This is a genomic window from Limnobaculum parvum (genome assembly GCF_003096015.2).
Taxonomy (GTDB): Bacteria; Pseudomonadota; Gammaproteobacteria; order Enterobacterales; family Enterobacteriaceae; genus Limnobaculum; species Limnobaculum parvum.
In genome coordinates this window covers 1,030,155-1,047,670 of the sequence record NZ_CP029185.2, presented here as the reverse complement: position 1 = coordinate 1,047,670, position 17,516 = coordinate 1,030,155, and the positions used below count along the sequence as shown (strand labels likewise).

Below are 17,516 nucleotides of genomic sequence, written 5' to 3'. Positions count from 1 at the left end.
ACAACGCGTTATAATCATTGATAAAAGCATACTATCCTTCAAATGCTCATAATTCATCCTGTTATAATTACTAGTTTTTATTAAAATTAGAGGTTTTTTAAAAAAACGTTCTATTTTTCACCATGTTGATATGCCCGAATTTTTAAACCTGCTTCATTCGATAACTGAAATACTTTCCCTCTCTCCCCTGATTTAATGGTAAATTTATTCGCTATCCTCCCTGCTTTGTCAGCCTTTTGCTGAAGGAGTAAGTTTACGGCAGGTGTACAAATTTTGACTGATGAGGGAATTTCTTTGAAAACGACATACCGCCTCTACGGCATTAAGAACTGCGATACCATCAAAAAAGCCCGCCGTTGGCTGGAAGAACACCAAATAGACTACCGTTTTCACGATTACCGCACTGATGGTTTGGATGACCAATTACTACAGCAGCTTATTGATGGATTGGGCTGGGAGCCGCTACTCAATACCCGTGGAACTACTTGGCGCACGTTGAGTGACGATCAAAAAGCGACGGCTGCTACTGTGGCCGGTGCTAAAGCACTCATGCTGGAACAGCCATCGATTATCAAGCGCCCGGTACTGGTTGCTAATGACAAAATTCTGTTAGGATTTTCCGTAGACAATTATCAGCAATTTATCGGTGGAGATAAATAATGTTCTGTCCGGTGATTACTCTGGCTCAACAGCTCATTAAACGCCCTTCTTTAAGCCCTCATGATGAAGGCTGCCAGCAAATTATGATTGAACGGCTAAAAGCCATTGGCTTTACCGTTGAAGAGATGAATTTTGGCGACACCCTTAACTTCTGGGCATGGCGCGGTGGTTATGGTGGAGCGCCTACGTTAGCGTTTGCTGGTCATACCGATGTGGTTCCGCCTGGTGACGAAAGCCACTGGCATCAGCCTCCGTTTGAACCGACCATTCAGGATGGCTTCCTGTATGGTCGAGGTGCCGCAGATATGAAAGGTTCGCTGGCCGCTATGGTGGTTGCCGCCGAACGCTTTGTTGCGGCCAATCCTACCCATAGTGGCCGTTTGGCCTTTCTCATCACCTCTGATGAAGAAGCCAGCGCGGTTAACGGTACGGTTAAAGTTGTTGAAGCGTTAGCCGCTCGTCGCGAGCGCGTTGATTACTGTCTGGTGGGGGAGCCTTCCAGTACTGAGCGAGTGGGTGATGTAGTTAAAAATGGGCGTAGAGGCTCAATTACCGCCAATCTGACCATTCATGGCACTCAAGGCCACGTGGCTTATCCTCATCTGGCGGACAACCCGGTTCATCGTGCTACACCATTTATCAACGAGCTAGTGAATACCGAATGGGACAGAGGCAATGAGTTCTTCCCAGCAACCAGCATGCAAATCGCTAATATTCGTGCCGGAACCGGCAGCAATAACGTGATTCCCGGTGAGATGTTTGTGCAGTTCAACTTCCGTTACAGTACGGAACTGACCCATGAACAGATCATGCATCAAGTGCAGGCCATGCTGGAGCGCCATCAGTTACGCTATACCATCGAATGGAACCTGTCCGGTAAACCGTTCCTGACCCCGCGCGGTAAATTGGTTGAGGCCGTATCCCATGCGGTGGAATATTACGCAGCCACCACGCCGCAGTTGCTCACTAACGGTGGTACTTCCGATGGTCGTTTTATTGCCCAAATGGGAACCCAAGTAGTCGAACTTGGGCCGGTCAATGCCACCATTCATAAAGTGAACGAATGTGTTAAAGCGTCGGATTTGCAACTGCTTAGCCGCATGTATCAGAAAATCATGGAGCAGTTATTGGTATGATGACCCCTGCTATGTTGACTGGCCAAAGCGAAGAACATCTGGTCACACTGACGGGAAATCACCGCCTGCAGCCGGAAGCGGTCAATGCATTTCTTGCCATGCAGGCCGCCGCAAAGCAGGCTGGATTTAACCTTCAACCCGCTAGCACCTTTCGTGATTTTGCCCGCCAACAAATGATTTGGAATGAGAAGTTTATCGGCCTGCGTCCAGTTATGGATGCCATGAGTCAACCGATGGATATCTCTACGCTGGACGATGAGCAACGCTGCTGCGCAATTTTGCGTTGGTCGGCTATGCCGGGTGCTAGCCGCCACCATTGGGGAACCGATCTGGATATTTACGATCCCGACCTGCTACCTGAAGGGGTAAAGCTACAGCTGGAACCTTGGGAATATGAAGAAAATGGCTATTTTTATCCGCTAACCTGTTGGTTAAGCGCTAATATGAATAGATACGGCTTCTATCGACCTTTTGTTAGCGATCTGGGTGGTGTTGCCGCAGAACCTTGGCATCTCAGCTATTATCCACTGGCTCAGCAGGCAGAACATCTGTTGACACCAGAACTTTTGCTGTTCGCTTGGCAAGATAAAGAAATTGCGGGTTTTGACTGGCTCTCTTGCCATCTTAACCAGATATTTAAACGTTTTCTCACCCTACCCAACGGAGTGTCATCATCATGCATTGGCTCGCAGACTACTGGTGGGTAATCCTGATCGTTTTGGTCGGTATGATTATCAATGGTATAAAAGCACTGTATAAAGTGAATTATAAGAGTTCAATGAAAGAGAACTCTAAACTTCCGCCTCACCGAGATAACAACGCGGCATGGGACAAAGAGGAAGATGAAGAGTGGAACCGCAACAATAAAAAATAGGTTATTGTATGCTCTCGACTGCCGGACTGATAACCGGCAGTTGCGCCGCTACCCAGTTTTTCCAGTGGTGACATTTTTCCTGATTTAACATCAACAGCGCCTCGGCAACCTCTAACCTCCACTGCTGTATTAACGCCTTACGTCCACTGAGGTTGCCTTCTTTTACTAATATATCGGGTGTCGTCTGGCCTTCTAATCGCTGTCTTAAACTACTACATATTGCTGACGGATGGCGCAGCAGACGATACAGTGATACCTGACTGGCCTCCAACGTGCGATGAGCAAATGCAAAACCGGCCAGCTCACGCCAATCTTCCTGTGCCAACTCTGCCGGAGCAATATCATTAACATGGTGCAATTTGACGCAAGACAGTAATTGATTGAGTAAAAACTGCCGTTTCGCTCTTCTGGCTAGTAAGACCGCATCTTGGCTAAAAGGTACAATCGCCATTGCTGCATAACATCCACTACTGACCTCTTGGTGGCTTCCCATATGAATGAGTTCAAAGCCACAAGCCTGCCAGAATTGCCATAGTTCTTCGGTATAGCCAAAGCTCACCGACAAATAATCTAAGCCACGCTGCTTTGCCCGTTCAATTTGCTGAGCAATCAGGGCTCGAGCAATACCCTGACGACGCAGAGAAGAAACCACTGCAATACGGCTAATTCTGGCGGAATGTAGCTGAGGAGCCAAATACTCGGTGCCATGAGCCGCCAGTGACTGAGCAACCAAATTTCCCCGAGGTCGCCGACGTCCGGCCCAAACTTCCCGAGCCAACTCTGGAGAGAGTCCACCTTCATCCACCAACCACAGCGCGGCAATCACTGACTGCTTATCATCTAAACCAACGGAAAAAGATAAACCTGGCGCATCAAATAAACGGCGTAAATCTAGCGGTGTCGTGCGGTAATGTGCGCTGGTTAATAAACCATAAAACTGATTAAGCAGCTTTTCCTTATTAACCAACTGATGCTGATTAATATCCATAATCTGCTTTAGCTTACCCGGTTGTTCACTCAAGCTATTTTCTGCTTCCACCAGCAATAATTGATGAATACAGCGTTCCAGTGGATCGTTGTCCGCCCAACGAATGGGTTGTTGCAGATTTAGCAGGTGCATATCCGTTAAGCCAGCGCAGAACTTTAATAAAAAGCCCCTGCCGCTACCTTCATAGCCTTGAACGGTGGTGGTCAGTAATACTCGGGGAAAACAGGATATTAAACGATAGAGTTGTGCCGTTGGTATGGCGGCCGCTTCATCAATAATCAGCCAGTCAACATGTTGCGGTTGTTCTGCTAGACACTGCTCCAATAGCGCATCAGGCGCCCAAAAGCTAACCTTACCGTCAGCCCATTGCTGTAAAGTATTCACTGATGCCTGAGCCGGTGCCGTCAGCCAGCATTCACCTTCACCCGACCACTGAGCTGCCAGCATTCCCGCCAGCGCAGATTTCCCCCGCCCGCGACCAGCAATTAAAACATAGGTTCCGGTATCGGCCTGCAATAGGCTCTCCAATAAATGCTGCTGTTCCCGTGTAGAAGTGCCGTCAGGCCTCATCCATAGGTTTCGTTTTGCCAGTAATTGGCCAGTGAACCCACTGTTCTGAGACCAAAACAGGACATCGTTATCAGCCTGCAGTTGGCGTTTAATATGTTGAATAAAATGGGGAGTACAAATGGGTTCAGGTGTTTCACTCCAGCGCAGGCTATCGTTATCTGGTTGTTGATCCAGTCTGTCCCACTCTGGTAACAACAACACCAACAGACTTCCTGATGACAACGTGCCGGAAATCGCAATCAACGCCTCAGCATGAATCCCTTTACTGGCATCAAACACGGCGTGGCTAAACTCTGAACCCAGCAAACTTTGGACAGATTCTGGTTTTCGCTGTAAATGGGGGTAATCCGAGATTGGCGTATCGGCTACCCATAACCAATCACCAGAATATTGACGGGTAACGTCCAGCGCCTGCTGGCGGCACCATGCTGCCTGACCGCTTAAAATCAACAGGCGGCGCACACCATACTGCTGCATCTGACTAAGGTAAGGCGCTAAATCAATATTCATCGCTGAGCTATCACTTTATGATTGATTCATTTGTCCGGTAGTTGATTATATTCATATTATTGCTGAATACATATGGGTTAAATCAGGGGGCGATTGTTCGGCCCTATAATCCAGAAAGATGCGATAGAGAAGAAACCGTCCTTTTCCGAAATCAAGACTCCCGTCAGGTTCGACCAACAATCAGTGACACCATTCCGGCGGCAATCAATGGGCCAACCGGCACCCCACGGAAAAAGGCCACGCCAATAATGGTACCAATCAGCAACCCGGCCACAATGGTGGGTTGGCTGGACATCAACGTCACACCTCGTCCCCCCAGCCAAGCTACGGCAATTCCAATGATGATTGCCACTATCGATTTCCAGTTAACAAATACCTGCAATAGCATGGCCGGGCTCATCTTACCGTTGGCCAGCGGAGTCATCACCGCAATGGTTAAGATGGTGATACCCACGGTTAATCCATATTTCTGCACCATTGGAAATGCAGCTTCAAGTGGCGTCAGTCGGAGGATAAGCAGAACCAGAATGGCGATAGTGACCGTATTGTTGTGGCTAAGAATACCTAGCCCGGCCAATACCAACAGGATGATAAGTGTGGGATCAATACTGGGCATTTGCGGTAATTCTCATGAATAAAGATACCAATGATGGCTTGATGAATATCGGCTAATACGTTCCGATATTCATCATACCGCAAATAATCAGAAGCGTTACAGTTTATCGGTCGAGAAAGTATCGCACTGGCGGAAATCACCAGAATCAAAACCCCGTTTGAACCAAGTATAACGCTGCTGTGAGGAACCATGAGTAAAACTATCTGGAATCACGCGGCCGCTGCTTTGCTTTTGCAGGCGGTCATCACCAATAGCCTGAGCCGCGTTGAGCGCCTCTTCCATATCGCCCATATCCAGTATCTGTTGCTTTTGCATACTGTGGCCCCAGACACCAGCAAAGCAGTCAGCCTGTAGCTCTTGTTTCACAGAAAGACGGTTCACTTCAGCCTGATTGCGGGACTGTTGCTGCATGGCGCGAACTTTGTTAGCGATACCCATTAGGTTTTGCACATGATGCCCAACTTCATGAGCAACAACGTAGGCTTGAGCAAAGTCGCCACCCGCTCTCAGGCGGTTTTCCATATCTTGATAGAACGATAGATCGATATATACGGTCTTATCTACCGGGCAATAGAACGGCCCCATCACTGATTCTCCGGTACCACAACCGGTGCGGGTTGCACCACGATACAGCACCAGCTTAGGATCCTGATAGTTACTGCCCTCTCTTTTAAAGATGGCATCCCAAGTGTCTTCCGTTGAGGCCAGAACCACCGACGTAAATTTAGCCTTTTCGTTATCTTGTGGAGAAAGCGCCTGAGTTTGCTGCGTAGGCGGTACATTGCCACCGTTTAACAGTGGAGTCAGGTCTACGCCGTAGTATCCCGCGACCAGCACAACAACCAGCAGAACCAATCCCCCTTTGCCTCGGGGCACTCGCATACCGCCGCCACCCATTCCACGAGAAAAACCACCTGACTCACTGCGGCGATCTTCAACGTTATCGCTTTCCCGACGACCTTGCCAACGCATAATCTTGTCTCTCATCATCAACGGCCACAATTCAGGCCAATAGTTACATTATATAACCTGAGTATATGCAGCAAAACATAAAAACCCTACTCATGTAGGATAAAACCCGTAATAAAAAACCATTTTATTGTGAGCGCCCCCACCATCAGATAAGCAAAAAGCCGGATAAACCGGCTTTAGAGATGATACTGACCTCACGGAATCGATTGCGTAATTAGCCCAAATTAATACCGAGACGATGTGCAACCTCTTCGTACGCTTCAATCAAGCCACCTAGGCTTTGGCGGAAACGGTCTTTATCCATTTTGTTAAGGGTTGTTTTATCCCATAGGCGACTACCATCTGGGGAGAACTCGTCACCCAGTACAACCTCACCTTTAAACAGACCAAACTCCAATTTAAAGTCCACCAGAATCAGACCGGCATCATCAAACAGTTTTTTTAGCACGTCGTTAGCTTTATAGGTCAGTTCTTTCATCCGTGCCAGATTAGACTCATTCACCCAACCAAACGTAGTGCAATAAGATTCATTGATCATTGGGTCGTGCATAGCATCATTTTTCAAAAACAGATCGAACAACGGTGGGTTTAATTCCATTCCTTCTTTTACGCCTAAACGACGCACCAGTGATCCTGCCGCACGGTTGCGAATAACACATTCAACCGGCACCATGTCCAGTTTTTTAACCAGAACTTCAGTATCAGAAAGGAGGCGCACCATCTGAGTCGGAATTCCCGCCTCTTCCAATTTGCTCATAATGAAATGGTTAAATTTATTATTGACCATTCCTTTACGATCGAACTGTTCAATACGTTCACCGTCTAGGGCTGAAGTGTCATTACGAAATTCCAGAACTAGCAGGTCCGGATCCTCTGTTGTATAAACGGTTTTTGCCTTACCACGATAAAGTTCGGCTACCTTTTGCATCTTCAGTTTTCTCCGTTGATTTCAAATGTGATGGTTATGATGAGATGTAGAATAAAAAAGGGGCATTTAGCCCCTTTTTTCATTATTCAGCTATCGAGCTATGGTTAAACGCGGATTGCAGAATTGTAACCAGTGCATTGTTGTCTGACTCTTTTAACACCTGGCCTTTATCGGTGCTAAATTGCAGGCTGCTGCGGTTATCTAAATCGCCCACCTGAATTTTGTAATCACCGTTTTTCAAATCTGGATTTGGCACGCTTAATGCGGCCCAGTTGCTGTTTGATGATTTGAAGGTCACCGTAATTAAGCCCAGTTGCTTATTACGATCGTTGATCTTCATCCCCACACTTTCCAGCACCGCTGGCAGGCGCTCCCAAACGTTGGCATAAGCCTCGCGAACGATCACTACTGGCAGGCCTGTATCATCATGAGCGGCTTGCAGAACAATGCTGCCACCCGCTTTTCCAGCCTGCTGAGAAATCAGGTTGCTTTGAGTTTTATCTAACCCTTCAGTAATGGCATTCAGCATACTGATGCTATAGCGCTGCATAGACGCCGCATCAGACACGCTCTTGTCGCCCGCTTTCAGTTCTAATACTTTTACTGATAGCTGGTTCTGGTAGCCCTGAGGCTGAGCCGTGATTTGATAGCGGGCGCTGTGAGCGGTGTTTTCATCGCTACGTTGCCAGTTAACCCAGTCAGTTGTCAGGGTTTGATTGGCGTCCTGACGATCGGCAATTCGGTAACCTTTCTGCTCAAGCACCGCAATAACCTGAGGCCAAAGCGCTTGATTCTTGCCGCTGTTTTCTAATGAAAGCGTCGCGGTGTTTGCACTGTACTGTACTCGCGATCCCGTCATCAGAGCCAGCGGCTGAGATGGCGGACGAATATCCAGCGCTAAACCAACATTACCCGTTGAGACGGCACGGTTACTTACCGCATACTGACCATTCTGGACAGGTAATATCATTCCTGCCGGCGCGCGTAATTCCTTTAACGCAGGGGCTTTTAAATAGTCTTCATCGCCACTGACCTGATGCTTATACGTCTGATCGTTAGAACAAGCCGCCAACAGCACAACCAGCGAGACACCTACTATTTTTTGTAATGAATGAACCATTAATTTTTCCTAAGATTTATAGCAGACCAGCAGACTTTAACGCCTGTTCAACTATCGGCCGGGCACTTTGCGCCAGCGGAGTCATTGGTAACCGCATCGTATCATCAGCAATTAAACCTAAACGATGACATGCCCACTTCACTGGAATTGGGTTAGATTCAACAAACAATTTCAGATGTAGAGGCATTAACCGTTCATTAAGACAACGAGCTTCAGCAAAGTTTCCTTGTGCAGCCAATTCGCATAATTTTGCGATTTCACGTGCAGCAACGTTTGCCGTAACAGAAATTACACCGTGACCACCCAACTGCATAAACTCTAAAGAGGTCGCATCGTCGCCACTGAGTAATTTGAAATCATTTCCTACTAGCACCTGAGTTTGACTAACCCGGCTTAAGTTACCGGTTGCATCTTTCAATGCAACAATATTTGGTACTTCCGCTAAACGGGCAACGGTTTCAGGTAACATATCACAACCGGTGCGACCAGGAACATTATAAAGGATCTGAGGTAAATCAGTATGCCCGGCGATCGCTTTAAAATGCTGGAATAAACCTTCCTGAGTTGGCTTATTGTAATAGGGTGTTACGGATAAACAACCGATAACACCGGTATCATTGAAATGCTGGGTCAGAGAAATAGCTTCCGCCGTGGCATTAGCGCCAGTCCCGGCGATGATAGGAATACGACCATCGGCTAAATCTAACGTTAATTTCACCACATCAACATGTTCATTATGATTAAGCGTGGCTGATTCCCCTGTGGTGCCTACGGAAACTATCGCAGAAGTGCCGCTAGCCACATGATAATCAATCAGTTTTTTCAAACTAGCACGGTCAACTGAACCTGTTGAGTCCATTGGCGTTACCAGTGCAACCATACTTCCCGTAAACATAAGCGATTCCCCTTAATAGATATACCGAACATGGTACTTTTGACCAATAGCGAAAAGCAAGCAACAACATCACTCTAACTGCTTGTCTGGGTGATTTTTTTATGTTTACCATAGTATCACCATTTTTAGGCAGGAAGTTTTAACGTGCCACAGCAATCTGAATATTACCTTGTCATTACCGCCTTGGGTACCGATCGTCCGGGAATAGTCAATACGATTACCCGGCATGTCAGTAGCTGCGGCTGTAATATAGAGGATAGCCGTCTGGCACTGTTGGGTGAAGAATTTACTTTTATTATGCTGCTTTCCGGTGGATGGAGCGCCATGATGTTGCTCGAATCTACTCTGCCACAAAAAGGTGTTGAATTAGAGCTCTTGATTGTGATGAAGCGCACAACTCAGCACCCTCGTCCTCCCATGCCGGTCACGATGTGGGTAAAAGTAGAAGTAAAAGATTCCCCCCACTTAATTGAACGTTTTACCAACTTATTTGATGCAGCAGAAACCAGCATTGCTGAACTTACTTCCAAAACCAGCACGTGCGAAATAACAAAAGAAGCTAAGCTTTATATTGAGATAACGTTACACAGTGCCCTGACCGGCACACATAAAAAGGTTGAACAAGATTTCTATCGCCTCTGTACAGAATTAAATGCACAAGGCAGTATTAACATCGTAATCAATCCACAAGCATGAAAAAGGAAGGAACTAGTGATAAACCCATTAAAAGCCGGTGATACCGCCCCTGAATTTACACTCCCGGATCAAGATGGTGAAGATATCAGCCTGAGTGATTTTAAAGGGCAGAGAGTTCTTATCTATTTTTATCCAAAAGCCATGACCCCAGGCTGCACCGTACAAGCCTGCGGATTACGGGACAACATGGATGATCTGAAAAAACTCGGCGTGGACATTTTGGGTATCAGTACCGATAAACCAGAAAAGCTCTCTCGCTTTGTTGAAAGAGATCTGCTGAACTTTACGCTGCTTTCCGACGAAGAACACCAAGTCTCTGAACTGTTTGGCGTTTGGGGTGAAAAAACCTTTATGGGCAAAACCTATGACGGCATTCATCGCATCAGCTTTTTAGTTGGCGCTAACGGAAAAATCGAAAACGTCTTTGATGATTTCAAAACCAACAACCACCATGAGATTGTACTTAACTATCTTAACGGTAACCGTTGAGGGGTTTTTCTAGCAACGGCTACCCCATCAGGGGAGGTAGCCGTTGTTTGTCTCGTCTTTTCAACGCAGGTTTTCTGCAATCAGATCGTCCGGCCAAACGTGAATAACCGCTTTAACCAGTGTGGCCAGAGGAATGGCAAAGAACACCCCCCAAAAACCCCATAACCCGCCAAAAATCACAACCGACAGAATAATGACCAACGGATGCAGGTTAACGGCCTCTGAGAATAAAAATGGCACCAGTAAGTTGCTGTCCAGCCCTTGCACCACCAGATAGGCAATCACCAGCGTCCAGAAATCAGGCCCAATCCCCCACTGAAATAACGCCACAATAAACACCGGTATAGTGATCAGCACCGCGCCAATGTAAGGAATTAATACCGATATTCCAACGAGCACCGCCAGCAGTAGGGAATAACGCATATCCAGAAACCAGAACACCAGATAGGTCGCCACGCCAACAATCACCATCTCTACCACTTTGCCGCGAATATAGTTGGTGATTTGTTGATTCATCTCCAGCCATACTTTACCCGCTAGCCCTCGATTACGAGGTAATATGCGGTGTACCGCATAAATCATCTGCCGCTTATCTTTCAGCAAGAAAAAGACCATCAGTGGTACTAGAATCAAATAGATCGCCAGTGTTAATAACCCCATCAGTGATGCCATCGAGTATTTCACCACCGAATCCGCCAGCCCCGCCAGTTTGGTACGCAAATTTTCCGCAAACAAATCAATAATGCCCGCGTCAACCAGCGCCGGATAACGAGCAGGAAGCGTTGCGGCAAAGTCATGAAAACGATTAAGCATCTTTGGCAGATCTGCAACCAGAGTCACCCCTTGTTGCCAAGCGGCTGGCATCACGACCAGAATGGCAACGCACATTATTCCACCAAACAAGATGACAACACTGGTCGCCGCCAACCCGCGAGAAAGCCCCAGACCTTGTATTTTGGTGGTTGGCCATTCCAATAAATAGGCCAGTACAATCGCCACTAATAGCGGCGCTAAAATGCCATGGAAAAAATAGATAATACCGAAGCCTACGACTAAAATAATCAGTAGCGCTATGGCTTGGGGGTCGGTGAAACGCCGGCGATACCAGCGAGACAACATATCCAACATAACAACCTCCGGGGGAGAAAATCTTTCATTGAATCTGTTTCAATTCTTCATATAGATTCAAATAAAAAACCCATATGAAGAACAAAAATAGACAGGACAAAACATGATATTCGTTGTCTACATCACCAAGCGAATAAATACTCGTTCGAAAATGCCTCTACGAAGCTTCAGTTATTCGGTGCAACCGCCGCATAACAGTGATAATTTATCCTGTATTGCATACTGAAGGATGGCTAACCGAAGCTATCGCTATAATAACAACAAATCAGCTGTTAACACGATAAGATTTAAGGTAACCCGATGGTTTTCTCGGGAAAATACAGACAAATGTAGGTTTAGGGAAAACAGCTCCTGCTGCATAAGCATCAGAGTGTGTTCTGTAGGCTAATAAACTTCTGGAATTAATATCGATATGTCGACCCGTTTTGGTAAATCCTTACTCGCCACCTTATTAAGTAGTACGCTGCTATGCAGCCTAGCCATTCCAGTTATTGCTGATACTACCAGTGACCTGCCAGATATTGGTACCACTGCTGGTGGGACTCTCAGTATCAATCAAGAATTGCTGATGGGAGATTTTTACCTGCGGCAACTGCGTTCTGGTGCACCACTGATTTACGATCCACTGCTGACTGATTACGTTAATAGCCTGGGTCAAAGGCTGGTTGCCAAAGCCGATGCGGTAAAAACACCCTTCCATTTTTATCTCATTCAAAATAATGAGATCAACGCCTTCGCCTTCTTTGGGGGCAATGTCGTGCTTCACTCTTCGCTATTTCGCGAAACAGACAATGAAAACCAACTGGCTTCAGTCATGGCGCACGAAATTTCACACGTGACTCAACGCCATTTAGCTCGCGCCATGGAAGAACAGCAGCGTAACGCACCGCTTACTTGGGTAGGCGCTTTAGGGTCTATTTTATTGACGATGGCCAACCCGCAGGCAGGTATGGCAGCATTGAGCACCACTATCGCCGGAACCCAACAGGGTATGATCAGTTTTACCCAGTCCAATGAACAAGAAGCTGACCGCATTGGCATCCGCGTACTGCAGCGTGCAGGTTTTGACCCAATGGCCATGCCAGACTTTATGCAAAAACTGGCAGACAAATATCGCTATGCCAGCAAGCCTCCAGAAATGCTACTAACCCACCCTATGCCTGATAGCAGAATGTCTGATACGCGCAGTCGTGCTGAACAACTGGGCCATAAAGTTATTGCGTCTTCTCAGGATTACCTGTTCGCTAAACTACGGATACTGGGCATGTATGGCGATATGGATGGGATAAGCCAATTTATGCTGGATGAGTATAAAAAAGGCAATGCGCGTGAGCAGATGGCCGGAAAATATGGTCAAGCCATTCTCTACTACAAATCAAAACAGTACGATGCAGCTCGTAACGTCATTCAGCCGCTGCTAACCCAACAGCCAAGTAATGTTTGGTTTCTCGATCTTGCCACCGATATCGATCTGGAACAGAACCGTGCTCCACAGGCCGTTAGCCGCTTAGAACAAGCGATTAAGAGCCAGCCAAATAGTGCCGTGCTACAGCTCAATCTGGGTAATGCCTATATTGAAGCGCGTCAGGCAGCTAAGGCCACCACGCTGCTGAATCGCTATACCTATAGCCATCCGGAAGATCCTAACGGTTGGGACTTGCTGGCTAAAGCCGCTGCCGATCAGGGACTACGTGATGAAGAGCTGGCTGCCCGGGCCGAGAGCATGGCATTGCTAGGCCGTCTCGATCAGGCGATTAATCTGCTCACCACAGCCAGTTCTTCTGTGCAGGTTGGAAGCCTGAAACAAGCACGTTATGATGCACGTATCGACCAGCTACGCCAGTTGCAGCAGCGCTTTAAGCAGTTTGAAAGATCTTAAGAATGGCCTCAGGAGAACAATAATAATGACGAGAACAGTAACTATTTTTCATAACCCGCGTTGCAGCACCAGTAGAAAAACGCTGGAGATGCTGGAAGAAAAAGGGATTACGCCTGATGTTGTTTTATATATGGACACGCCACCGGATAATAAACAGATTCACACGCTGTTAAAACAGCTGAATTTTAGCTCTGCGCGCCAGCTAATCCGCACTAAAGAAGATCTATACAAAGCGTTAAATCTGGCCGATGCATCAGAACAGGTACTGATTGACGCCATGACGGCAAATCCTAAGTTGATTGAGCGCCCCATCGTGGTGGTTGGTGATCATGCACGGTTAGGTCGACCACCAGAGAATGTATTAGAAATTATCTGAATCTATCCCTATGTTGTTTAAGGAAGAATGATGAAAAAGCCGTATCTACACTCATTATTTATGGGTAGCCTGCTCTCTGCCTGCCTGGTTATTTCCGGCAGCATTTTCGCCAATGAGCATATTCCGTCACTGGAAAAAACCAAGCTATTTACCGAAATAACCCATGACTGTCAGGATGTGGTACTGAAAGACTGGAAACCAGCAACCAGAGATGTTCTAGCCAAGTATGGCGTTGATGTCACCGCCGCCAAACTATGCAATAGCAGCGATTATCCGGTGTTTTATGTCAGCCTCAAATACGACCCTCAAGGGCAAACCGCTGACTTTTATCAGCCGTTCTATCAAGCCATGAAAAAAGCCAATAAAGATCTGCCGTACTCGATGGTTTCCGATCTCGATGAGCTGATTATTAATGTGACTTATGGTCCATTGGGTGAAACCAGAACTGATTTTGAGCGTTTTCAGCCCTGAACGTTATGAAATGACGCATGAAGCCTATAGTTTCAGAGCTTCAGAGCTTCTTTAACAAAAGGAATGGTTAATTTACGCTGGGCCGTGATAGATGCCGAATCTAAACGATCCAGCGTTTCAAACAGCGTTCGCATATCCCGCTCGAGTCGTTTAAGCAAAAAACGCCCCACGTCTTCCGGTAATTCAAAACCGCGTAGTTTTGCCCGTAGAATCAGAGCTTGAAGCTTATCTTCGTCTGATAATGGCTGTAATCGGTAGATTTGCCCCCAATCTAAGCGTGAAGCCAAATCGGGTAATGACAAGTTTAACTGACGGGGTGGAACATCACCGCTAATCAGCAAACGGGTAAACCCTGTTTCAAGAATGCGGTTGTACAGGTTGAAGATTGCCATTTCCCACTCACTGTCACCGGCAATACATTCAATATTATCAATGCAGACCAGCGCCAATTGTTCCATACCATCCAGCACTTCGGGCACAAAATAGGTTCGCTTATCCAGCGGCACATAACCTACCGCGACGCCCTTTTGAGACAGTGCCGAACAGGCTGCATTTAACAAATGGCTCTTTCCGCTGGCATCCCCAGACCAGAAATAGATATAAGTGCTGTGATCCTGCTCCAGTGCGGAATGAATAGCAGAAAGCAGTGACGCATTTTCGCCGGGATAAAAACTGGCAAACGTCTCGTCATCAGAAAGATAGAGAGGAAACGATAGCTGCGTCGATGTATTCAGAAACACCTCAAACTAAAAAATTGGAAATCGATGCAGTTTATCATACCGAAGTGAGGGGGAGAACCGACAACACAAGGTTGCCGGTTGCCAACTTAATGGACTGATTTCTCTGTTTCAGGATAAACCGGCGCTTTAGGCAGGATCAGATTTAACAGAATTGCAATCACACCACACAGGCTAATACCCTGTAGTGAATACTGACCAAAATTAAATACCATGCCGCCAATACCGAATACCAAAACGATAGAGACGATACACAGGTTGCGCGCAATAGACATATCCACCCGGTTTTTCACCAGGATATTGATACCTACCGCGGCGATAGAACCAAACAGCAGAACCATAATACCGCCCATGACCACCGATGGAATGGTATTCAGGAAAGCACCAATTTTACCGATAAATGACATGAACACCGCCCAACAGGCAGCAAAGGTCATCACTAATGGATTAAAATTGCGGGTCAGGGTTACTGCTCCAATAACCTCTGCATAGGTAATACACGGTGGACCACCAAAGCAGGCTGCTGCCGAAGTGGCCAAGCCATCACCGGCCAGCGTACGGTGCAGGCCAGGATTTTTCGCATAGTCTTTACCGGAAACCGAACTAATCGCCATAATATCGCCGACGTGTTCAATGGTTGGCGCGATAACTACCGGCAACATAAACAGAATGGCCTGCCAGTGGAATTCCGGCGCGGTAAAATTAGGGATAGCAAACCACGGCGCATCTAACACTGGTTGGAAGTTAACAACACCCATCAATAATGCCGTGACATAGCCCACCACAATACCGGACAAAATGGGGATTAAACGGAAAATACCTTTAGCCCAAACGGCGACCAGTAACGTGGTCAACAGCGACAGCATTGAAATGAACAGCGCAGTACGGTAATCCCCCAGAATCACTGAACCACCATCACCACTTTTGCCTAATGCCATGTTGACCGCTGCTGGTGCCAACGTCAGGCCAATAATCGCAATCATTGGGCCGGTAACCACCGGTGGCAGCAGCCTTTCAATAATGTGCGAACCACGCAGCTTAATCAGCCCACCAAAAATCATGTACATCACGCCAGCAGCAAACAATCCCCCCATGGTGGCAGGTATCCCCCAGGTTTGAACGCCGTAGCTGATAGGAACAATAAAGGCAAAAGACGACGCCAGAAATACAGGCACCTTACCTTTAGTACAGAGTTGGAACAGCAAGGTACCGAAGCCTGCGGTAAACAGCGCTACGTTGGTATCTAACCCTGTGATCAGCGGTACCAGTACTAACGCACCAAATGCCACAAACAGCATTTGAGCTCCCACCAGAACGTTCTGCCAGGTAGGTGGCTGTGCGCCGGTCATTGACGGCTGTTGCATAAAATAAACCTCTAATTTGAAATGATGTTGTTATCCGGCACTGCTACACATTGATACTGGTGCCGCTCGTCTTGCCTGTAACCAATTTCTTATGACTTATATAACTACTACAGGCTAATTTTTTTAGCCTGATAACACCCGGACGCTAAGTAAAGACACCATACGATTAGCCAACTCGCATCCATAAATATGGGCGATCGTGTCGCCCATATTTATCTGTCTATGACTCAGCCATTCAGAGCGCCGCCACAATAGAGCGATGCCCACTGACCTGATCTCTAATTGGATATCTTGTTGGTGATGTCATTCAGCGAAATTTTTATCATAATCAAACGGGTACCGGCTACTGATGCTCCACCCTAATTATCAGAGGTAGAGTAGGTAGCGCAATCAACGCCGGCCCCGGCAACAACATCCTTGTTATCTCTCAGTTTACTGACTATTTACAGTTTACTGACTATTTAGTACCGAAGATCTTATCACCGGCATCACCCAGCCCCGGAATGATGTAACCTTTCTCGTTTAAGCCCTGATCGATAGAGGCGGTGTATAGCTCAATGTCCGGATGCGCTTTCTCTAATGCGGCAACGCCTTCAGGAGCCGCAACCAACACCAAGACTTTAATTGACTGACAGCCTGCTTTTTTCAGTAAATCGATGGTTGCAATCATCGAGCCGCCTGTTGCCAACATGGGGTCAACTACCAGAGCCATGCGCTCTTCAATATTGGAAACCAACTTTTGGAAATAAGGAACTGGCTGTAAGGTTTCTTCATCACGATACACACCAACGACGCTGATACGTGCGCTTGGAACGTGCTCCAATACGCCTTCCATCATGCCAAGACCAGCACGCAGAATCGGCACTACGGTGATTTTTTTACCTTTGATTTGCTCGATTTCTACCGGGCCATTCCAGCCATTGATGGTAACTTTTTCAGTTTCTAAATCTGCTGTTGCTTCGTAGGTTAGTAAACTACCAACCTCTGAGGCTAATTCACGAAAACGTTTAGTGCTGATATCTTCTTCACGCATCAGGCCTAACTTATGTTTAACCAGTGGATGCTTAACTACAACGATCTTCATTTATTCCTCTCCCATATCGCGGA

General features: G+C 46.9%; 19 protein-coding genes. 9 read left to right on the top strand and 10 right to left on the bottom strand.

The annotated features are described in order from the left end of the window. The first annotated feature begins 294 nt into the window (after positions 1–294). Genes HYN51_RS04010 through HYN51_RS03995 form a run of 4 tightly spaced genes read left to right on the top strand, consistent with a single transcriptional unit; the run spans position 295 to position 2,670 of the window. Entirely contained in the window at positions 295–660 is a 366-nt protein-coding gene (locus HYN51_RS04010; protein WP_230514016.1) for an ArsC family reductase, read from the top strand. Further along, a complete protein-coding gene (gene dapE, locus HYN51_RS04005) occupies positions 660–1,796 on the top strand; it encodes a succinyl-diaminopimelate desuccinylase (protein ID WP_108901661.1) in 1,137 nt (378 codons plus the stop codon). Before HYN51_RS04010 ends, dapE begins: the two co-directional genes overlap by 1 nt. After that, complete coding sequence (locus tag HYN51_RS04000; RefSeq protein WP_108901660.1) at positions 1,793–2,503, top strand: M15 family metallopeptidase; 711 nt, start codon at positions 1,793–1,795, stop codon at positions 2,501–2,503. Before dapE ends, HYN51_RS04000 begins: the two co-directional genes overlap by 4 nt. Beyond that, complete coding sequence (locus tag HYN51_RS03995; protein WP_108901659.1) at positions 2,473–2,670, top strand: YpfN family protein; 198 nt, start codon at positions 2,473–2,475, stop codon at positions 2,668–2,670. Before HYN51_RS04000 ends, HYN51_RS03995 begins: the two co-directional genes overlap by 31 nt. Before the next feature lies 1 nt (position 2,671). Here the strand turns inward: HYN51_RS03995 and HYN51_RS03990 are convergent, their stop codons facing one another. The 6 genes from HYN51_RS03990 to dapA all read right to left on the bottom strand — a co-directional run bounded on the left by HYN51_RS03990 (position 2,672) and on the right by dapA (position 9,269). Beyond that, positions 2,672–4,738: a tRNA(Met) cytidine acetyltransferase TmcA gene (locus tag HYN51_RS03990; protein WP_230514015.1), complete on the bottom strand. Its 2,067-nt coding sequence runs from the start codon at positions 4,736–4,738 to the stop codon at positions 2,672–2,674. A gap of 163 nt (positions 4,739–4,901) precedes the next feature. Further along, positions 4,902–5,354, bottom strand: coding sequence for a DUF441 domain-containing protein (locus tag HYN51_RS03985; protein ID WP_108901658.1), 453 nt, complete (start codon positions 5,352–5,354; stop codon positions 4,902–4,904). Between the two features lie 96 nt (positions 5,355–5,450). Further along, positions 5,451–6,326: a KPN_02809 family neutral zinc metallopeptidase gene (ypfJ, locus tag HYN51_RS03980; RefSeq protein WP_108901657.1), complete on the bottom strand. Its 876-nt coding sequence runs from the start codon at positions 6,324–6,326 to the stop codon at positions 5,451–5,453. A gap of 214 nt (positions 6,327–6,540) precedes the next feature. Then, positions 6,541–7,254 (bottom strand): phosphoribosylaminoimidazolesuccinocarboxamide synthase, encoded by a 714-nt coding sequence (gene purC / locus HYN51_RS03975; protein WP_108901656.1) that lies wholly within the window; start codon positions 7,252–7,254, stop codon positions 6,541–6,543. 82 nt (positions 7,255–7,336) lie between these two features. Further along, positions 7,337–8,374 carry an outer membrane protein assembly factor BamC gene (bamC, locus tag HYN51_RS03970; protein WP_108901655.1) on the bottom strand — a complete coding sequence of 346 codons (1,038 nt, stop codon included), beginning with the start codon at positions 8,372–8,374 and terminating at the stop codon, positions 7,337–7,339. Positions 8,375–8,390: 16 nt separating this feature from the next. Then, positions 8,391–9,269 (bottom strand): 4-hydroxy-tetrahydrodipicolinate synthase, encoded by an 879-nt coding sequence (dapA, locus tag HYN51_RS03965; RefSeq protein ID WP_108901654.1) that lies wholly within the window; start codon positions 9,267–9,269, stop codon positions 8,391–8,393. 144 nt (positions 9,270–9,413) lie between these two features. Between dapA and HYN51_RS03960 the strand changes: the two genes are divergently transcribed. Both HYN51_RS03960 and bcp read left to right on the top strand, forming a co-directional pair. Then, the gene (locus HYN51_RS03960; protein ID WP_108901653.1) at positions 9,414–9,965 is read left to right on the top strand and encodes a glycine cleavage system transcriptional repressor; all 552 of its coding nucleotides are present in this window, start codon (positions 9,414–9,416) and stop codon (positions 9,963–9,965) included. 18 nt (positions 9,966–9,983) lie between these two features. Then, entirely contained in the window at positions 9,984–10,454 is a 471-nt protein-coding gene (gene bcp / locus HYN51_RS03955) for a thioredoxin-dependent thiol peroxidase (protein ID WP_108902151.1), read from the top strand. Between the two features lie 60 nt (positions 10,455–10,514). Here bcp and HYN51_RS03950 read toward each other — a convergent pair whose 3' ends face one another. Next, positions 10,515–11,582, bottom strand: a complete 1,068-nt coding sequence (locus HYN51_RS03950; RefSeq protein WP_108901652.1) for an AI-2E family transporter — start codon at positions 11,580–11,582, stop codon at positions 10,515–10,517. Between the two features lie 412 nt (positions 11,583–11,994). On the opposite strand from HYN51_RS03950, the gene bepA reads away from it, so the two are divergent. Genes bepA through HYN51_RS03935 form a run of 3 tightly spaced genes read left to right on the top strand, consistent with a single transcriptional unit; the run spans position 11,995 to position 14,308 of the window. Beyond that, complete coding sequence (gene bepA / locus HYN51_RS03945; RefSeq protein WP_108901651.1) at positions 11,995–13,461, top strand: beta-barrel assembly-enhancing protease; 1,467 nt, start codon at positions 11,995–11,997, stop codon at positions 13,459–13,461. Positions 13,462–13,486: 25 nt separating this feature from the next. After that, on the top strand, positions 13,487–13,837 hold the full coding sequence (gene arsC / locus HYN51_RS03940) for an arsenate reductase (glutaredoxin) (RefSeq protein WP_108901650.1): 351 nt from the start codon (positions 13,487–13,489) through the stop codon (positions 13,835–13,837). A gap of 27 nt (positions 13,838–13,864) precedes the next feature. Next, the gene (locus tag HYN51_RS03935) at positions 13,865–14,308 is read left to right on the top strand and encodes a hypothetical protein (protein ID WP_157952976.1); all 444 of its coding nucleotides are present in this window, start codon (positions 13,865–13,867) and stop codon (positions 14,306–14,308) included. A 32-nt stretch (positions 14,309–14,340) separates the two neighbouring features. Here HYN51_RS03935 and hda read toward each other — a convergent pair whose 3' ends face one another. The 3 genes from hda to upp form a co-directional block, all read right to left on the bottom strand. After that, on the bottom strand, positions 14,341–15,048 hold the full coding sequence (gene hda, locus HYN51_RS03930; protein WP_108901648.1) for a DnaA inactivator Hda: 708 nt from the start codon (positions 15,046–15,048) through the stop codon (positions 14,341–14,343). A gap of 86 nt (positions 15,049–15,134) precedes the next feature. Continuing rightward, the gene (locus tag HYN51_RS03925; RefSeq protein ID WP_108901647.1) at positions 15,135–16,409 is read right to left on the bottom strand and encodes a uracil-xanthine permease family protein; all 1,275 of its coding nucleotides are present in this window, start codon (positions 16,407–16,409) and stop codon (positions 15,135–15,137) included. 457 nt (positions 16,410–16,866) lie between these two features. Next, positions 16,867–17,493, bottom strand: a complete 627-nt coding sequence (gene upp, locus HYN51_RS03920; protein WP_108901646.1) for a uracil phosphoribosyltransferase — start codon at positions 17,491–17,493, stop codon at positions 16,867–16,869. Positions 17,494–17,516: the final 23 nt, after the last annotated feature.